Raw genomic sequence first — 18,224 nt, 5'->3', positions numbered from 1 at the left:
GCATGTGGACGGAGCTGCTGCCGATCGGCCGCAGCTCCGTCTCCGGGGGATACCGCCGCTACGCCTGGAGCGGCGCCGACCTGGACTGCCGGGCGTGGTTCCGGGCGCAGGCGGAAGGCCGCGGGCTGACGTACGAGGTCGACCGCAACGGCAACCAGTGGGCCTGGCTGGGCGACCCGGCCGCCGGTGACGCGGTCGTCACCGGCTCGCACCTGGACTCGGTACCGGACGGCGGCGCCTTCGACGGGCCGCTGGGCGTCGTCTCGTCCTTCGCCGCGCTCGACGAACTGCGCGAGCGCGGAGCGGCGTTCGGCAAGCCGCTGGCCATCGTCAACTTCGGTGACGAGGAGGGCGCCCGCTTCGGGCTCGCCTGCGTCGGATCGCGGCTGGCCGCCGGGCAGCTCACCAAGGACAAGGCGTACGCGCTGCGCGACGCGGACGGCGTCAGCCTGCCGCAGGCCATGGAGCAGGCCGGTTACGACCCGGCCGGCATCGGCCCCGACCCGGAGCGGCTCGCCCGCATCGGCGCGTTCGTGGAACTCCACGTCGAGCAGGGCCGGGCACTGGACCTGAGCGGCGACGCCGTCGGCATCGCGTCCGCGATCTGGCCGCACGGCCGCTGGCGGTTCGACTTCCACGGAGAGGCCAACCACGCGGGCACCACCCGCCTGGAGGACCGCCGCGACCCGATGCTCAACTACGCCGACACGGTGCTGGCCGCCCGCCGGGAGGCCCAGGCGGCCGGGGCACTGGCCACCTTCGGCAAGGTGAGCGTCGAGCCCAACGGCGTCAACGCCATCGCCTCGCTGGTACGCGGCTGGCTCGACTCCCGGGCCGCCGACCAGGAGACGCTGGACCGGGTGGTGGCCGGGATCGAGGCCGCCGCCGCCGAGCGGGGGCCCGCGACGGCATCGACGTCCGCGTCACCCGTGAGTCGTTCACCCCGGTCGTCGAGTTCGAGCACGCGCTGCGCGACGAGGTCGCGAAGCTGCTCGGCGGTGTCGTCCCGGTGCTGCCGACCGGCGCGGGACACGACGCCGGGATCCTGTCGGCGAGTGCCCCGACCGCCATGCTGTTCGTACGCAACCCCACCGGCGTCTCGCACTCACCCGCCGAGACCGCCGCCGAGGACGACTGCCTCGCCGGGGTGACCGCGCTCGCCGACGTACTGGAAGGTCTCGCGTGCAGCTGACGTACTGGACGGAACACGCCTGGCTCAACGGAGTCGTCGAGCCGGGCGTGGCGATCGACACGGCCGGCGGCCGGATCACCGCAGTCAGGACCGGTGTCGGCACTCCGCCGCCCGGCGCCGTCGCGCTGCGCGGATTCACCCTGCCGGGACTGGCCAACGCGCACTCGCACGCCTTCCACCGGGCGCTGCGCGGCACCGTCCAGGTCGGGTCCGGCACCTTCTGGACCTGGCGCGAGATCATGTACTCGATCGCGGCGGAGCTCGACCCCGACACCTACTTCGCGCTCGCGCGGGCGGTGTACGCGGAGATGGCGCTGGCCGGCGTCACCTGCGTCGGCGAGTTCCACTATCTGCACCACGGTCCCGGCGGCACGCCGTACGACGACCCCAACGCCATGGGCGAGGCCCTGATCGCCGCCGCGGGGGAGGCGGGCATCCGGATCACGCTGCTGGACACCGCCTACTTCTCGTCCGGATTCGGCGCGCCCCCCGACCGGCACCAAGTGCGCTTCGCCGACGCCGGCCCCGACGCCTGGGCGGAGCGCGCCGACGCCCTCAAGGACCGCGACCACGTCCGGATCGGCGCGGCGGTCCACTCGGTGCGCGCCGTGCCGCCGGCCGGGATCGCCAGGGCGGCGGAGTGGGCGGCGGCGCGGCAGGCCCCGCTGCACGTCCATCTGTCGGAGCAGCCGGCCGAGAACGAGGCCTGTCTGAAGGCCCACGGCCGTACACCGACGCGGCTGCTCGCGGACCACGGGGCGCTGGGCCCCCAGACCTCCGCCGTGCACGCCACCCACCTCACCGGTGCGGACATCCGGCTGCTCGGCGACAGCGGCACCGTCGTCTGCATGTGCCCCACCACCGAACGCGACCTCGCCGACGGCATCGGCCCGGCGCGCGAGGTCCAGCTCGCCGGGAGCCCGCTCTCGCTCGGCAGCGACAGCCACGCCGTCATCGACCTGCTCGAAGAGGCCCGCGCCATGGAACTCAACGAGCGGCTGCGCACCCGCACCCGCGGGCACTGGACCGCGGCCCAGCTGCTGCGGGCCGCCACCGCCGACGGCCATGCCTCGCTCGGCTGGGCGGACGCCGGCCAGCTCGAGACCGGCGCGCTCGCCGACTTCACCACCGTCGCCCTGGACTCGGTCCGCACCGCCGGCACGCTGCCGCGCCTCGCCGCGGAGACGGCCGTGTACGCCGCGACCGCCGCGGACGTACGGCACACCGTGGTGGGCGGGCGGCACATCGTCCGGGACGGTACCCATCAGCTGGTGCCGGACGTCCCGGCCGCGATGGGCGCGGCCGTCGCCCGTCTGCGGCGTTCCTGACCTCTCCCCCAGCTACCGCTGGGAGGTGCCCCCAGACCCACGGAGATCGCGCGATGCCCACCACCGTCATCACCAACATCGGCAGCCTGGTCACCAACGACCCGGACCTCGGCACCGGGCCGCTCGGCCTGGTCGCGGACGCGGCGGTGGTCATGGCCGACGGCCTGATCGCCTGGGTCGGCCCGGCGGACCGGGCGCCCGCCGCCGACGACGTGTACGACGCGGGCGGCCGGGCGGCGCTGCCCGGGTTCGTCGACTCGCACTCGCACCTGGTGTTCGGCGGTGACCGCACCCAGGAGTTCAACGCCCGGATGTCCGGCACGCCGTACACCGCCGGCGGCATCAGGACCACGGTCGCCGCGACCCGTGCCGCCAGTGACGCCGAGCTGGACGCCACCGTGGCCCGCTATGTGGCCGAGGCGCGGCGGCAGGGCACCACGACCATCGAGACGAAGTCCGGCTACGGGCTGACCGCGGAGGACGAGGCGCGCAGTCTGCGGATCGCCGCCGCGCACACCCCGGAGACCACGTACCTGGGCGCGCACATCGTCGCGCCGGAGTACGCGGACGACCCGGCCGGCTACGTCGGCCTGGTCACCGGGCCGATGCTGGAGGCCTGCGCGCCGCACGCCCGCTGGGTGGACGTGTTCTGCGAGAAGGGGGCGTTCGACGGCGACCAGGCGCGGGCGATCCTCACCGCGGGCGCCCGGGCCGGACTGATCCCGCGGGTCCACGCGAACCAGCTGACCTACGGGCCCGGCGTGCAGTTGGCGGTCGAGCTGGGGGCGGCGTCCGCCGACCACTGCACGCATCTGACGGACGCGGACGTCGACGCCCTCTCGTCCAGCGGTGGCGCCACCGTGGCGACGCTGCTGCCCGGCGCCGAGTTCTCCACCCGCGCCACCTACCCCGACGCCCGCCGGCTGATCGACGCGGGCGCGGCGGTGGCGCTGTCGACGGACTGCAACCCGGGGTCGAGCTTCACCAGCTCGATGCCGTTCTGCATCGCCGTCGCCGTACGGGACATGCGGATGACGCCCGACGAGGCGGTCGCGGCCGCGACGCTCGGCGGCGCGCGGGCCCTGCGCAGGGACGACGTGGGAAGGATCACGGCGGGGGCGCGAGCGGATCTGATGCTGCTCGACGCCCCCAGCCATGTACATCTGGCCTACCGGCCGGGTGTGCCGCTGGTCAGCCGGGTGTGGCAGGGCGGGGTCCGCGCCGCCTGACCCGTGGCCGGGCGACGCACACCGTCACTCCTCGGCGAACCGTCACTCCTCGACGAGCAGCCCGCGCCGCAGGCGCGCCAGTGTCCGGGAGAGCAGGCGCGAGACGTGCATCTGTGAGATGCCGAGCTCCTCGCCGATCTCCGACTGGGTGAGGTTGCCGGTGAAGCGCAGCGAGAGGATCTTGCGGTCGCGCGCCGGGAGCTCGGCGATCAGCGGCTTCAGGGACTCGATGTACTCGATGCCTTCGAGGTCGTGGTCCTCGTAGCCGATGCGGTCGGTCAGCGCCCCCTCGGAGTCGTCCTCGTCGGGCTGGGCGTCGAGCGAGCTCGCGGTGTACGCGTTGCTCGCGGCCATGCCCTCGATGACCTCTTCCGCGGTGATCCGCAGCCGGGCGGCCAGCTCGGCCACGTTCGGTGAGCGGTCCAGCTGCTGGGCCAGCTCGTCGCCGGCCTTGGCCAGGTCGAGCCGCAGCTCCTGCAGCCGGCGCGGTACCCGTACCGACCAGCTGGTGTCACGGAAGAAGCGCTTGATCTCGCCGATGATCGTCGGCATCGCGAAGGAGGGGAACTCCACGCCGCGGCTGAGCTCGAAGCGGTCGATCGCCTTGATCAGGCCGATCGTGCCGACCTGGATGATGTCCTCCATCGGCTCGCTGCGGGTGCGGAACCGGGAAGCCGCGAACTTCACCAGGGCGAGATTGAGCTCCACGAGCGTGTTGCGGACGTAGGAGTATTCGTACGTGCCCTCGTCCAGCGTCTCGAGGCGCAGGAACAGTGTCTTGGACAGGGCTCGTGCGTCGACCGGACCCACCGTCTCGAACGGGGGTATCTCGGGGAGGCCCTCCAGCCCCTCCGGCTCTTCCAGGTCTTCCTGCTCAGAGCCAACGGACGGGCTGGTCGTCGTCGCGGTGATCGCGTCAGGCCGGGGTGTCATGCTCTCCTCCCTCGGTTACGGCATCAGGCTGCCGGTGCCATGCCTCTAATACGGTGTGCTGCGCCTCCGAGGCGGCCGGTTTTCGATAGGTGTTGTTCAACCCCTACCCCGTTTCACGCGTGTGGCGCAACTTCCGGCCGACCGTCCCAACGGGCGATTAGCGGGCCGCGGAGGGGGCAGGCGGGAGGCATCCGAGGGGCGTCCACCGGGCAGCTGAGGGGTCGCTTCCCCGTGATTCGGGATGCGCGTAGGGTTCGGGGTGCGCATGACCCAAGATTCCAGAGGAGCGCACATGGACCGCGGGATGGTCGGTACGGCCGGCCGGGACCGGTTGCACGTGGACGTGCGACAGCACGGCACGTACGCCGTCGTCACGCCTGCGGGCGAGCTCGACCACCACACCGCGGAGCTGCTCAGCGAGCCGCTCGAAGCGTGTGTCGCCGCGGGCTGCACCAAGCTCGTGGTGGACTGCTCCCAGCTGGATTTCTGTGATTCCACCGGATTGAACGTCCTGCTGGGCGCCCGGCTGAAGGCCGAGGCGGCCGGTGGGAAGGTCCATCTGGCGGGTATGCTGCCGGTGGTCGCTCGTGTGTTCGAGATCACGGGTGCCGAAGCCGTGTTCACCGTCCACGCAACCCTGGACGAGGCATTGCAGGAGTGACGGAAGCATCGCCGGTGGCGATCTCCCACTCCACCCTGTTTGGTAGAGCTCCCGAGGTGTCCCCGGGAATTCGTCGGGCAGGAGACTCCTGAAACTGTCGGACATCGGTGAGGTGAGGCGCTGATGAGCACCACTCGGCCCCACGCGGCGGACGACCGCGGTTCGGACCCGGGCGACATTGTCGTGCCCGAGGCCGGATCCGCGCGGGTTCTGCGGCTCCTGGGTGAGAGTGCCATCGTCCCGCGCGCCCGCGACTTCACTCGCGAGGCGCTGCAGGCCTGGGGCTGGCTGCCCGCCTCCTCGCCGGAGCGCCGGGCCGCGGCCGAGGACGTGCTGCTCGTCGTCTCGGAACTGGTCACCAACGCGTGCCTGCACGCGGACGGCCCCGATGAGCTGCGGCTGATCCACAGCCCCAAGGTGCTGCGACTCGAGGTCGCCGACAGCGGGGCGGGCGAGCCGGAGCCGCGCGTTCCGCACCGGGCGGGCCGGCCCGGCGGGCACGGCATGTTCATCGTGCAGCGGCTGTGCACGGACTGGGGCGTCGCGCGGCACCCCGAGCAGCCGGGCAAAACGGTCTGGGCCGAACTCGCAGCTCCCGCCTGATTTCCCCCTCTGCACTTCCCTTCCCTCTCCAAGATCACGGGCGTACTGTCGGCCGCCGAATCTGATGTGCCGTCAGTAACTTGTGGCGGAAGGGAGAAGAGCCGATGAAACACGTCATGAACAGCGTCCTCAGCAGAGCGGCCGCCCGCGGTGGAGTACTGGCCCTCGCGACGGCGACCGCGGCGGGTGCGGCGCTGCTGGTCGCCCCGGCCGCACACGCCGAAACGGTGGACGTCGCCTACAGCTGTCAGTCGCCGATCGGGAAGAAGGACGCGGTGTCGCCCATCGACATCACGAGCGTCCCGTCCGGCTCCGGCTACAAACTCACGATGAGCTTCAAGAAGGGTGTCTCCTCCAGCCCGATCGAACTCGGCAAGGGGGCGATGAACCCGAGCGCGACGATCAAGGTCGGCGGTGCGGACTCCGGTTCGGTGTCGGTGGTCGGCACCGCGAACGACGCGGCGATCCCCGCCAACACCCCCATCAAGATCAACGATCTGACCGGCACCTACACGCCCAAGAAGTCGGGCAAGGTCACCTTCACGGCCGGTGTGCTCACCATCAAGGCCCTCGGCACGGTCACGACCTGCAACGCCACCAACAGCCCCAAGCCCTCGCTGGCGCTGGACGTCAAGGCGGCGGGCGGTGGCGGCGACAGTGGTGCCACGGCCCCGCCGGACGCCACGCTGCCGCAGACCGGTCCGGCCGACAGTGCCGTGGCGCTGGGCACCTTCGGCGGCACGGTACTGCTCGCCGGGGTCGCCGGCGTGCTCTGGCTCACCCGCCGGGCCGCCAGAACCCGCTGATCCGGGCCCGTGGCACCGACTCGGGCGTCGGTGCCGCGGCCCGGCATGTCCACGGTCGCAACTGCCCTGACCAGTACGGATGTTGTATCTGACGGTCAGTCAAATCTGGTCGTCCGGCTCCATTGACTTCTTTCGGCCGTCCCGTCTCAATGTCCAGCGTCGGCGCAGAGGAAAAGGGACGCTGCGCCCGGACCGTGATCAAGGGGACAAGATGATCGCTCACGCGCGAAGATCCGTCATGCGCGGACGGAGACTGGCCGCCGTGCTCGGGGCCGCCGCACTCATGGTGGGGGGCGGCGCGGTGCTCGCGGCGCCCGCCCAGGCGGCGACGGCCGTGGACTTCCAGACGCACTGCATTCCGCCCGCCGTGGCCGGGCTGCCGCCCATCGACGGCGTGTCCAACGCGACCGTGTCGGTCGCGCCCGCCAACCCGAAGGTCGGTGACACGGTCACCGTCACCTACACCCTCACCAAGGCGGCCGCGAGCAACCCGACGGACATCGCGCTGCCCGCCGATGTCGTCACGCCCCGCGCCAGCGTCGTGCTCGGCGGTGTCCAGACCGGCGCCGTCGCCGTGACCGGCCCCAAGAGCAACCCGCCGATCCCGGGCAAGGGCTCCTTCCCGCCGCTGGTCATGACCGGCACCTTCGTGGTCACCGCTCCCGGCGCCATCACCCTGTCGCCCGGTGACTACACCATCCACACCAGCTACATCCTGGAGCTGGACACCGTCTGCACCGTCACCGGCGGGCCCGCGCCGGTCTCCGAGACCGTCACCGCGAGCCCGGCGACCACCCCCAACCCGCGGACCCTCGCGCTGGGTTCGGCCCAGGGCGACCCGGGCACCGCGGTCGCCGTCACCGGCGGACACTTCACCGCGGGTGCCACCGTCACGGTCCTGGCCATCGCCGGGTCCAACCCGACCGCGGACATGACCTCCGCGACCGCCGACGCGCAGGGCGGCTTCACCGCCTCGCTCGTCGTCAACGACCTCGCGACCACCGGCATCGTGGCCTTCGAGGGCGCGAGCTACGACCCGGCGACCGCCGCCGGGCCCGCCGCGTACAAGGTCAACGACAACACCCCGATCCCGCCGGGGAGCCAGAAGCTCAACGCCTCGGTCACCGCCGGGACGCTCTCCATGACCCAGGCCGGCGACACCGTGGAGATGACCCCGGTGAACTTCGGTGACGGCGGCGCTTCGACCGGCGCACTGCAGACGGTCACCGTCAAGGACTTCCGTGGCGGCGCCGCGGGCTGGTCCCTGACCGGCGCGGTCACCGACTTCAAGGGCCCGGGAGGCGCCGTCATCGGTGCCGACAAGCTCAGCTGGACCCCGTCCTGCACCGCCAAGGCGGGCAGCCTCAGTGTCTGCGCGGCGGGTTCGCCCGGCGCCGTGGGCACGGGTGGCGCCACGCTGGCCAGTACGTCCAACGGCACCGTGACCGGTGGTGAGTTCACCGCCGACGCGGGCCTGTCGCTGAACGTTCCGGCCTACTCCGGTCCAGGAACCTATTCCGGAGTCTTGACCCTGACCCTGACCTGACGCACAGTCAGTTAACTCGGACCGAGGGAGATGCCAGACATGTCGAGGGCCAAGGCGTGCGCAGTGCTGCTGACGGTCGCCGCGTTGCTCGGCATCGGTCTCGGTCCCGCGGCAGGACCGGCCGGCGCCGCCGACAACGGGCGCTGGTCGGTCTTCCCCGCCCCGGCGGGCGGGGCCAAGGACAAGACGAGTACCAGCCAGGAACGACAGTTCTTCACCCTGGAGGCGGGACCGGGGACCACCGTCAAGGACAAGGTCTCGGTCTCCAACCTCTCCGACGCGCCGATGCAGTTCAAGATCTACGGCGCCGACGCGTACAACACCCCGCGCGACGGCGGGTTCGCCGTGCGCGGCCCCGAGGAGACCAACAAGGACATCGGCACCTGGGTGAAGCTCGCCCAGGGCAGCCTCACCGTCCCGCCCAGGACCCGCGCCGACATCCCGTTCACCCTCACCATCCCCGACACCGCCACCCCCGGCGACCACCCCGGCGCGATCGTCGCCCTCAACACCGAGACCGACAAGACCAAGGGGAGTGTCGCGGTCGGCGTACGGCGGGCCGTCGGAGCCCGGATCTACCTCCGGGTGAGCGGCCCCAGCCTCCCCGCGCTCTCCGTGGAGAACGTCCGTATCGACCACGGCCAGCCCTGGCTGCCCGGCACCGGTGAGAGCACCGCCACCATCCACTACACCCTGGTCAACCGGGGCAACGTCTCCCTGCTGCCGCGCCTGCGGGTCAAGGCCACCGGGCTGTTCGGCAACACCCTGCTGGACCGGCAGGCCAAGGGGCTGCCGCTGGAACTCCTGCCGGGACAGCAGGTCGAGCTGACCGAGAAGTGGGCCGGGTCGCCGCAGTTCGACCGGGTGAGCGTCAAGCTCACCGTCACCACCGACCGGGGCGAGCTCAACGAGACGGCCGGTGCCTCGTTCTTCGCGGTCCCGTGGCTCGCCACCGGGGTGCTGCTCGCCGGACTGGCGCTGCTGACCGCCTGGTTCATCGTCAGGCGCCGCAGGAACCGTCCGCCGCGGCCGGTGGAGGAGGACCCCGATCCCGATACGGGGACGGCAGGGACAGCGGTCGGCGTGACGAGCGTGGGAAGCAGGGGCGGACAGGCGTGAGCACCATGCACAGGGAACCACTCCGGGCGACGGCGGCCGCCGTGCTCGCCGCGGCGCTGCTCGTTCTGTCCGCGCTCACCGCGCAGCCGTCGCACGCGGCGGCGCCGGTGGCGGTCCGCAACCCGGCGGCGGTCCGGGCGCCCGCCGCCGACCAGAAACCCGCGGTGGCGCTGTCGCCGCAGCAGGCCAAGCCCGGTACGGAGATCACCGTCACCGGCCGGGGCTGGAAGCCGACCACCCTGCTCACCCTCCTGGTCTGCGGGCAGAACGCGATCGGCGGCACCAACTCCTGCTCCAACGAGTCCGGCCGCGCGGTCACCACCGACGCCAAGGGCGGCTTCACCCAGAAGCTGCCGGCCGTCGCACCGCCCAAGCCCTGCCCCTGCGTCGTGCACGTCGCGACGGTGATGGGCGACTCCGTCACCGTCGACGCGCCGTTCGTCGTCACCGGGCATCCGGTCGCCGAACTGCCGCAGACGTCCGGTGCCGGGCGGCTCGCGGTGCTCACCGCCAGGCTGCGGGGCGGCGGCGGACTGCTCACCTGGTTCGGCTCCCCGCCGCAGCGCCAACTGGTCTTCACCGTCGGCAATCTCGGCTCGGGACCGGTGAAGAACCCGGTGTTCCAGGTCGGTGTCTCGCACGGCGTCTTCGCCCCGCAGTGGGAGGAGCAGCAGTGGAGCGGCAGCGTGGCGCCGGGGATGAAACAGCAGATCAAGCTGCCCGTCGAGCTGACCTCGGGGGCGCACGGCGACTACCGGGTGCAGCTCAAGTACGGCGACAAGGTGCTCGTCACCGAGCCGTGGGACGTCGGACGGCCCTGGGGCGTCACGCTCTTCTGGATCCTGCTCTGCGTCGTCGTGCCGGCCGCGGTCTTCCGGATCGGGATGGCCGTCGTGGACAGGGCGCGGCCGCGGCTGCCCGGCACGATCTACGCCTCCGGCCGCCGCCGTAAGGCCCCCTGGCGGCCCGCCGCGCTGCTCCACCTGCCGCCGCCCCGCCGTTCGGCGCCGTCCCCGTCGGCCACGTCATCGCCCGACGGCGGGCGCCCGCCGGGCTCCCGGGCCCCGGACGACACGGGCACGCTGCCCTGGTTCAGCCAGGGCACCCTGCCGCCGCCGGCCGCCGGGCCGCAGCCCCCACCGACTTCCGCACCGAGTACCGAACGTCCATCTTCGAAAGGAAGCACGTGACGAATCGACCATCGCGACCGCGGAGGAGCAGGGCCGCCACAGCGGTCGGTGTCGCGCTCATGCTCGGGGGCGGCTCGGCGCTGCTGATCGCGGCACCCGCACAGGCCGCCGAGTCCTCGTTCGCGACCAAGTGCATACCGCCGAAGATCGCGAACCTGCCCGACATCAACGGGACGACCAAGGCGGACATCACCGCACCGGCGACCGCCAAGGTCGGCGACACGATCGACGTGACGTGGAAGACCGTGCAGGCCGCGTCGCAGAACCCGGGCGTCGCGGATCTGCCCGCCAACTCGGTGCTGCCCACCGGCAAGGTCACGATCGGCGGTGCGCAGACCGGATCGCTGGACGTCGCGGGAACCCGGACGAATCCGGCGATCCCGAAGAACAGCCCCATGGTGCTGTCCGACATGAAGGGCAAGCTGAAGCTGACCGCTGCCGGTGACGTCACGCTCTCGCCCGGCGCGTACAACATCAACGCGAACTACATCATGTCGACCGACACCGCCTGTGCGCCGACCGGCACCGTTCCGGTCGCGGTCACGATCAAGGTGACGTCCGGCGGCACGGGCGGCACGACGACGTCCGGCGGTACGACGTCGGGCGGTACGACGTCCGGTGGCACCACGACCTCGGGCACCACCGGTGGCACGACGACCTCGGGCGGCGCCACGTCCGGCGGCACCACCGCAGGCACCACCACCGGTGGTACGACGTCCGGCGGTACGACGGGAGGTGGCGGTGAGCCCAACGGCACCGAGCACAAGGGCACGCCGGTCTCCGTGACCTTCGACTGCGGGTCGTTCGGCAAGCCGACCGGCCAGGTGGCCATCGACGCCACCAAGAGCAGCGCGGGATACAACCTCTCCGTGCGGTTCATCGGCTCGGTCATGAAGACCCCCGCACCCCTCCCCAAGGGCTTCATCACCGCGACCATGGCCGTCAAGGTGGCGGGCGCGGACAGCGGCACGGTCCAGGTCAAGGCGCCGCCCAACACCAAGGCGTTCGCCCAGAACGACCCGGTCACCCTCGATCCCCTCACCGGCGTCTACTCGCCGGGCAGGACCGGATCGGTCACGCTGCACCCGGGCGTCCTCGCCGTCCAGCTCGCGCAGGGCGGCACGCCCGTCGCGACCTGCACGCCGACCAAGGCCGTCGACGCCTCGCTGACCCTCGACATCAAGGAGAAGGGCAGCGACAGCGGCGGTACCAACGGCAGCGCCGCCAACAGCGCGACCACCACCAGCGGCGGTCTCGCCCAGACCGGCGCCGACAACAACGGCTCGCTGCGCGCCCTCGGCCTCATCGCGGGCACCGTCCTCCTCCTCGGCGGCGCCATCTTCACCTTCACCCCGTGGCGCAAGCTGCGCCACTGACCGCACCACACAGCACGACGACACGGCACGGCACGCAAGCACGTACGACGAGGCCCCGGCTACCAGGCGGGGCCTCGTCCCGTCCTCGCGCCCAGGGGGTGCCGCCGCGAGGACGGGCCCCCGGGCATCAGTCGTCGTCGGAGGACCGGAAGCGGGTGAACAGCCCGGAGCCGTGGTCGGCGAGCAGGTGCTTGTACCGGTCGCCCTCGTCGAACTCCTCGTAGTCGGTGATGGCGTCGCCGGCGAGGATCAGGCTTTTCGCGCAACCGAGGCACCAGTCCTTACCGGTCTCCAGGTCCCGCAGGTCGGCGGGGTGCACCGTGCAGAACGAGCAGGGGCGCCGATGCTTGCCGCCGGATGCCGGCCGGTCGGTCACTCCACTCCCAGGACGCTGAGCTGCTGCGCGGTGCGGACGGCCGCGGCCGGGGCGTGCGGGTCCAGCGCTGCGAGCTGGTCAGCCAGCCCCTGACCAGTCTGGGCGATCAGCGCCGCCATGTCGTTGTTCGACAGGTCCGGGGGAAGCGCCGCACGAAGGTACGGATCGGCGGTCACGTGGGCGAGGAGCTGCTGTACGAGCCAGAAGCGGGTGAGGAGCTGCACGCCGAAGGTGATGTGCAGGGAGCGCCGGGTCGTGGTGTGACCGTGGTGGACCCAGCCGCGCGGGATGAACAGCACCTGCCCGGCCGTCAGCTCGACCTCCACGTCCGGATGGTCGGTCACGCGGGCCAGTTGCTCGTCGGTGAAGCCGACCGCCGTCCAGCGGTGGGGTTCCAACGGATCGGTGAAGACCGGTCGGCTCAGCTGCCAGACCTTGCTGCCGGCGGTCTGGGCGAGGAACACACTGTGGGTGCCCCAATGTGGACCGTACCCGCGGCTGCCCGCGGGGGTGCTGTATGCGTTGCCGGTCACGGGGTGCCCGAGCTCCGCGGCGAGCTGCTTACAGAAGGCGACCAGCGGCGGCCACGTGATGTGCAGGCCGTTGAGGACCAGCGTGCTCGTCGGGTGGTCGGCGTCCGGCCGGCGGCCGTCGATGGCGCCTTGGTGCGCCATGCCGATCTCGATCGGCCGCAGCCCGGGGTCGACAGCGATCTGCCGGACAGCGTCCAGGTCGAGGAGCCGCCAGGTCACCGCGGTCCCGTTCGTACACGACGGGGATGTCCGGCCAGGCTCGGCGGAAGGTGTCGGCATCGCCGGGCAGTCTGTCTAAGGCAGCGGCCACGGGGTTCTCCAGGTCCAGGCAGAGGGGTGGCCCGCTGCCCCCGCGGCCACCCGGGATGCGCCATGATCGCGCCAGAGGCAGGCAGGGCGTATGGATGATCAGCCGCCGGTTGTCGTGTTCGGCATCGGCGGATTCCTAGCCGTCTTCCACGGGCCCACCATCGTCGACGTCCTCCTCAACCTCCTCATCTGCGGGCTTCTTGGGACCGCAGCGCGGTGTCTTGGCTACGTGCTTTCCACAAGGACGGACCCCTGCAGAGTCGCATCCCAGACGAGGACCCACCCCACCCCTGGGGCCGCCATCCGCGATAGCCTCCCCCCCCACCCGTCCGGGCTACTGGATGGAAGGGATGCCCTTCGAGTCGTGGCAGCACGCCGACCAGCCGATCCGCCTTGTCCTCACCTGCCGCCGTGGTGACGACGAAGGGATCCTCGCCCGTCGGATCGACAACCCGCCAATGCCGACGCCGGCGGCGCCACCCCAGGCATGACGAGGCCCCGGTGACCGTACGGTCACCGGGGCCTCGTCACGCGTGCGCGGGACGGGACGTCAGCGGACGTCGCCCATCAGCGCGACGACCTTCTTGCGGTACATCCAGATGGCGAAGCCGGCGAGGATGGCGAGGGCCGCTTCGAGGCCCACCATGCCGGTGCCGTTCAGATCCACGCCCGCGATGGACAGCAGGCTGGTGGTGCAGTCGCCCGCGGTGACCGCGAGGAACCAGACACCCATCATCTGGCTGCCGTACTTGGCGGGGGCCATCTTCGTGGTGACCGAGAGGCCGACCGGCGAGAGGCAGAGCTCACCGATGGTCTGGATCATGTAGATCATGACCAGCCACATCGGGCTGACCTTCGTACCGTCCGAGGCCAGGCCCATCGGGACGACGAAGACGACGAACGAGGCGCCGATCAGGAACAGGCCCATGGCGAACTTCACCGTGGTGCTCGGTTCGCGGTTCTTCTTCGACAGCCAGATCCAGCCCCAGGCGATGACCGGGGCCAGCGCCATGACGAAGAGCGGGTTCACGGACTGGAACCACGAGGACGGGAAGTCGATCCCGAACATCGAGCCCTGCGTCTTCGTCTCGCCGAAGATCGACATCGTCGATCCGCCCTGGTCGTAGATCATCCAGAACACGGCGGCGGCGACGAAGAACCAGATGTAGCCGCTCATCTTGGACTGCTCGGCGGCCGAGAGCTCCTTGTCCTTCTTTATCCGGACCAGGACGCCGACCGGGATGACCAGGCCGATCACGGTGATCGGCACCAGCGCCCAGTTGAGCGTGTAGTGCCCGGTGAGCACGACCACACCGTAGAAGACCGCGGCGGCGATCAGCCACAGCAGGCCCTTGCGCAGGGTGGTGTTGCGCTCCTCGACCGACAGCGGCTTCGGGACGACGCTGCTGCGCTCGCTCAGGTGGCGGGTGCCGAGCAGGAACTGGATCAGGCCCAGTGCCATGCCGACGGCGGCGAGGGCGAAGCCCAGGTGCCAGCTGTAGTTCTGGCCGACGGTGCCGATGATCAGCGGGGCGGCGAAGGCACCGATGTTGATGCCCATGTAGAAGACGGTGAAGCCGCCGTCCCGGCGCGGGTCGTTCGGCCCGTCGTAGAGGTGGCCGACCATCGTCGAGATGTTCGCCTTGAGCAGGCCGGAACCGAGCGCGACCAGTGCCAGGCCGACGAAGAACATCGCCTGGCCTGGGACGGCGAGCGTCAGGTGGCCGGCCATGATGATGCCCGCCGCGATGGCGACCGTCTTGCGCGGCCCCCAGACCCGGTCGCCGAACCAGCCGCCGGGCATGGCGAGCAGGTACACCATCGCCATGTAGATGGAGTAGATGGCCACGGCGGTGGCCGCCGTCATCGCGAGGCCGCCGCCCTGGGAGCCCTTCTCGGCGCCGGGGCCGCCGGCGATCAGATAGAGCGGGAGGAGGGCCTTCATGCCGTAGAAGCTGAACCGCTCCCACATCTCGGTCATGAAGAGGGTGGCCAGGCCGCGGGGGTGGCCGAAGAAGGTCTTGCCGCCCGGAGCAGGGGTCCCCTGCGGGGCGGCGTCCTTCGTCAGGCTGGACGCCATGGTCGATCCTTGTTCGCTCGGGACGCGCGACGGAACAGACCGCGCGCCCGGTGGGGGTGGCCGGCACCGGCGCGCTATGGGGGCGCGCCGGGATCCACGCCCGCCGCGCGGTGCGCGCTGCGGACCCGGCCGTCAGGTCAATCACTCACTGCTGGTTTGTGCCAGCCCCGTCACAGAAGAGGCCTTCGGCGCGTGTTGTGCGCGGAAGGACCCTGAGTGCTGCTACGGGCGATTCATTACTTTATGGCAGCCCAACGCGTGGTATAGGGCGTCTTGAGACCTACCTCACAGGGCTGTTGGCACCGCTACCTCGGCGCCTGCCCACGCGGACTACCATCAAGCCCATGACCCGCGTACTTCTTGCCGAGGACGACGCATCCATCTCGGAACCGCTCGCGCGCGCCCTGCGCCGCGAGGGCTACGAGGTCGAGGTGCGTGAGGACGGGCCCACCGCGCTCGAAGCCGCCCTGCTGGGCGCCGTCGATCTGGTGGTGCTCGACCTGGGGCTGCCCGGTATGGACGGCCTCGACGTATGCCGCAGGATCCGTACCGAGGGACACACCTTCCCGGTGCTGGTGCTCACCGCCCGTGCCGACGAGGTCGACACGGTGGTCGGCCTGGACGCGGGTGCCGACGACTACGTCACCAAGCCGTTCCGGCTCGCCGAACTGCTGGCGCGGGTCCGGGCGCTGCTGCGCCGCGGCACCACCGACGCGCCGCAGCCGTCCACCCACGGGGTGCGGATCGACGTCGAGTCGCACCGCGCCTGGATGGGCGACGACGAGCTGCAGCTCACCGCGAAGGAGTTCGACCTCCTGCGGGTCCTGGTGCGCGACGCGGGCCGGGTCGTCACCCGTGAGCAGCTGATGCGCGAGGTGTGGGACACCACATGGTGGTCGTCGACCAAGACGCTCGACATGCACATCTCCTGGCTGCGCAAGAAGCTCGGCGACGACGCGACCGCGCCCCGGTACATCTCCACCGTGCGCGGTGTGGGGTTCCGGTTCGAGAAGAACTAGCCGAAGGCTGACACCCTTCACCCATGCGCCGCCGACTGATCTCCTCCACGCTCGCTGTCGTCCTCGTCGTCATCGCGGTCTTCGGGCTCTCGCTCGTCATCGTCGAGACCCGCACGATCGAGAGCAGCGCGCAGGAGAGCGTCGACTCCGAGGCGGTCCGGCTGGCGGGCAGCGTCGACAGCCGGCGGGCCAGCGGGGAGAAGGTCGACACCGGATCGCTGGCGCAGCAGGTGGCCGCCGACCGGTTCGCGATCGTCCGGATCCCGGGCAGCGCGCCCATCGAGCTCGGGACCCGGCCCTCGGGCCGGGTGATCACCTCGACCCAGAGCGGCGACGACGGCGCGAGCGTGGTCGTCGAGGAGTCCCGCTCCAAGATCAGCCAGGAGATCGGCAGGACCCTGCTGGTCATCCTGGCCGTGGCGCTGCTCGCGGTGCTGGCGGCCGTGATCCTCGCGGTGCGGCAGGCCCGCCGGCTCGGCAGCCCGCTGACCGACCTCGCGGAGACCGCCGAGCGGCTCGGCTCCGGCGACCCGCGGCCGCGGCACCGCCGCTACGGGGTGCCGGAGCTGGACCGGATCGCCGATGTCCTGGACGCGAGCGCGGAGCGGATCGGCCGGATGCTGACCGCCGAGCGGCGGCTCGCCGCCGACGCCTCGCACCAGCTGCGGACGCCCCTGACGGCGCTCTCGATGCGACTGGAGGAGATCGTGGCCACCGCGGACGACGAGGATGCCGTCAAGGAGGAGGCGACGATCGCGCTGAGCCAGGTGGAGCGGCTCACCGATGTGGTGCAGCGGCTGCTGACCAACGCCCGGGACCCGCGCTCCGGCTCGGCGGTCGACTTCGACCTCGACGACGTGATCAAGCAGCAGATGGAGGAGTGGCGCCCGGCCTCGCAGAGCGAGGGGCGCACCATCATCCGCTCCGGCACCCAGGGCCTGCGGGCCGTCGGCACCCCCGGCGCGGTCTCCCAGGTGCTGGCCACCCTGATCGAGAACTCGCTCATGCACGGCGCCGGCACCGTCGGCCTGCACACCCGGGTGACCGGCAACCAGGCGGTCGTGGAGGTCACGGACGACGGGCCGGGCGTACCGCCCGACCTGGGCGCACGGGTCTTCGAGCGGACGGTCAGCGGCCGCAACTCCACCGGACTGGGGCTGGCCGTGGCCCGGGACCTGGCCGAGGCGGACGGCGGGCGGCTGGAGCTGCTCCAGCAGCGGCCGCCGGTCTTCGCGCTCTTCCTGGCCCAGGAGGATCCGACGGGGCGGCCGCGGCGGCCCCGAGGGGACGCCGGCGCGTCTCCCGCGTAGCGCGTGGGACCTACTGCGTGGTGCGGCTGTGCGGCGCGGAATCGGTGTCCGCCTCCGCCGAGGCCAGGATCGACTCCGCCTGCTCCGCCACCTCACGGGCCGGCAGCGCCTTGAAGACCCAGGTCCGGTAGGACCAGAAGCGGAAGAGGGTGGCCACGCCGATGCCGGCGAACTTGAAGATGTTGCTCTGCAGCGAGCTGTCCCAGCCGAACCCGTACGTCGCCACGTAGAGCACCGCGTTCTCGATGACCAGGCCGACGGCGCTGAAGCCCAGGAAGAGGCCCAGCTCCTTCGAGCGGCTGCTCCGGTCGCGGTCACGGTAGGTGAAGTACCGGAAGCCGACGTAGTTGAAGAGAATCGATACGGCGGTGGCGATGATGCTCGCCCGGACCGTCTGCAGGCCGGTGCTGTGCCGCACCAGGTTGAAGATCCCGACGTTGACCAGGACGCCCGCGCCACCGACCACACCGAACTTGGCTACCTCGCGGTACAGGGACCCCAAACGGGACTGCACGGTCTGGCGTCCGCTCATGATGATCCGCTCGGCCCTGTCTGTCGGTGTGACCCGCCCGGGGCCCGTGGTGGCTCTTGGTCTAGTCGTACTGGCTCTTCAT

16 protein-coding genes and 1 pseudogene are annotated in these 18,224 nt (G+C 71.3%); 12 read left to right on the top strand and 5 right to left on the bottom strand.

What is annotated here, in order from left to right; translation table 11 throughout:
- Positions 1-2: 2 nt before the first annotated feature.
- The 3 genes and pseudogenes from LNW72_RS16955 (at position 3) to hutI (ending at position 3,749) form a co-directional block, all read left to right on the top strand.
- Positions 3-1,192, top strand: a pseudogene (locus tag LNW72_RS16955) (allantoate amidohydrolase).
- Entirely contained in the window at positions 1,183-2,520 is a 1,338-nt protein-coding gene (locus LNW72_RS16950) for a formimidoylglutamate deiminase (RefSeq protein WP_250976191.1), read from the top strand. Before LNW72_RS16955 ends, LNW72_RS16950 begins: the two are co-directional and overlap by 10 nt.
- Before the next feature lie 53 nt (positions 2,521-2,573).
- Positions 2,574-3,749 carry an imidazolonepropionase gene (hutI, locus tag LNW72_RS16945; protein ID WP_250976190.1) on the top strand — a complete coding sequence of 392 codons (1,176 nt, stop codon included), beginning with the start codon at positions 2,574-2,576 and terminating at the stop codon, positions 3,747-3,749.
- A gap of 42 nt (positions 3,750-3,791) precedes the next feature.
- Here the strand turns inward: hutI and LNW72_RS16940 are convergent, their stop codons facing one another.
- Positions 3,792-4,682, bottom strand: a complete 891-nt coding sequence (locus LNW72_RS16940; RefSeq protein WP_250976189.1) for an RNA polymerase sigma factor SigF — start codon at positions 4,680-4,682, stop codon at positions 3,792-3,794.
- A 292-nt stretch (positions 4,683-4,974) separates the two neighbouring features.
- Here LNW72_RS16940 and LNW72_RS16935 point away from each other — a divergent pair, with 292 nt between their 5' ends.
- From LNW72_RS16935 to LNW72_RS16905, 7 genes are all read left to right on the top strand, one after another.
- A complete protein-coding gene (locus LNW72_RS16935; protein ID WP_138356116.1) occupies positions 4,975-5,343 on the top strand; it encodes an STAS domain-containing protein in 369 nt (122 codons plus the stop codon).
- 123 nt (positions 5,344-5,466) lie between these two features.
- Positions 5,467-5,946: an ATP-binding protein gene (locus tag LNW72_RS16930; protein ID WP_250976188.1), complete on the top strand. Its 480-nt coding sequence runs from the start codon at positions 5,467-5,469 to the stop codon at positions 5,944-5,946.
- Between the two features lie 104 nt (positions 5,947-6,050).
- Positions 6,051-6,752, top strand: coding sequence for an LPXTG cell wall anchor domain-containing protein (locus LNW72_RS16925; RefSeq protein ID WP_250976187.1), 702 nt, complete (start codon positions 6,051-6,053; stop codon positions 6,750-6,752).
- A 238-nt stretch (positions 6,753-6,990) separates the two neighbouring features.
- Positions 6,991-8,298 carry a DUF4175 domain-containing protein gene (locus tag LNW72_RS16920; RefSeq protein WP_250976186.1) on the top strand — a complete coding sequence of 436 codons (1,308 nt, stop codon included), beginning with the start codon at positions 6,991-6,993 and terminating at the stop codon, positions 8,296-8,298.
- 39 nt (positions 8,299-8,337) lie between these two features.
- Positions 8,338-9,417 (top strand): WxL protein peptidoglycan domain-containing protein, encoded by a 1,080-nt coding sequence (locus LNW72_RS16915; RefSeq protein ID WP_250976185.1) that lies wholly within the window; start codon positions 8,338-8,340, stop codon positions 9,415-9,417.
- 5 nt (positions 9,418-9,422) lie between these two features.
- Positions 9,423-10,607, top strand: a complete 1,185-nt coding sequence (locus LNW72_RS16910) for a hypothetical protein (protein ID WP_250980186.1) — start codon at positions 9,423-9,425, stop codon at positions 10,605-10,607.
- Positions 10,604-11,983, top strand: coding sequence for a hypothetical protein (locus LNW72_RS16905; RefSeq protein ID WP_250976184.1), 1,380 nt, complete (start codon positions 10,604-10,606; stop codon positions 11,981-11,983). Before LNW72_RS16910 ends, LNW72_RS16905 begins: the two co-directional genes overlap by 4 nt.
- Positions 11,984-12,110: 127 nt before the next feature.
- Here LNW72_RS16905 and LNW72_RS16900 read toward each other — a convergent pair whose 3' ends face one another.
- The 3 genes from LNW72_RS16900 to LNW72_RS16890 all read right to left on the bottom strand — a co-directional run bounded on the left by LNW72_RS16900 (position 12,111) and on the right by LNW72_RS16890 (position 15,281).
- A complete protein-coding gene (locus LNW72_RS16900; protein WP_250976183.1) occupies positions 12,111-12,359 on the bottom strand; it encodes a hypothetical protein in 249 nt (82 codons plus the stop codon).
- The gene (locus tag LNW72_RS16895) at positions 12,356-13,111 is read right to left on the bottom strand and encodes a cupin domain-containing protein (protein WP_250976182.1); all 756 of its coding nucleotides are present in this window, start codon (positions 13,109-13,111) and stop codon (positions 12,356-12,358) included. Before LNW72_RS16895 ends, LNW72_RS16900 begins: the two co-directional genes overlap by 4 nt.
- Before the next feature lie 640 nt (positions 13,112-13,751).
- Positions 13,752-15,281 carry an oligopeptide:H+ symporter gene (locus LNW72_RS16890; RefSeq protein ID WP_250976181.1) on the bottom strand — a complete coding sequence of 510 codons (1,530 nt, stop codon included), beginning with the start codon at positions 15,279-15,281 and terminating at the stop codon, positions 13,752-13,754.
- A 344-nt stretch (positions 15,282-15,625) separates the two neighbouring features.
- On the opposite strand from LNW72_RS16890, the gene LNW72_RS16885 reads away from it, so the two are divergent.
- Positions 15,626-16,300: a response regulator transcription factor gene (locus LNW72_RS16885; protein WP_138356121.1), complete on the top strand. Its 675-nt coding sequence runs from the start codon at positions 15,626-15,628 to the stop codon at positions 16,298-16,300.
- Between the two features lie 23 nt (positions 16,301-16,323).
- A complete protein-coding gene (locus LNW72_RS16880; protein ID WP_250976180.1) occupies positions 16,324-17,610 on the top strand; it encodes an ATP-binding protein in 1,287 nt (428 codons plus the stop codon).
- Positions 17,611-17,620: 10 nt separating this feature from the next.
- Here the strand turns inward: LNW72_RS16880 and LNW72_RS16875 are convergent, their stop codons facing one another.
- Positions 17,621-18,142, bottom strand: a complete 522-nt coding sequence (locus LNW72_RS16875; RefSeq protein WP_250976179.1) for a GtrA family protein — start codon at positions 18,140-18,142, stop codon at positions 17,621-17,623.
- Between the last annotated feature and the right edge of the window lie 82 nt (positions 18,143-18,224).

Origin of the sequence: Streptomyces sp. RKAG293 (assembly GCF_023701745.1) — a bacterium.
Lineage (GTDB): Bacteria > Actinomycetota > Actinomycetes > Streptomycetales > Streptomycetaceae > Actinacidiphila.
Note: the sequence above shows the minus strand (reverse complement) of the source record. Positions and strands in the feature narration are given on the sequence as shown.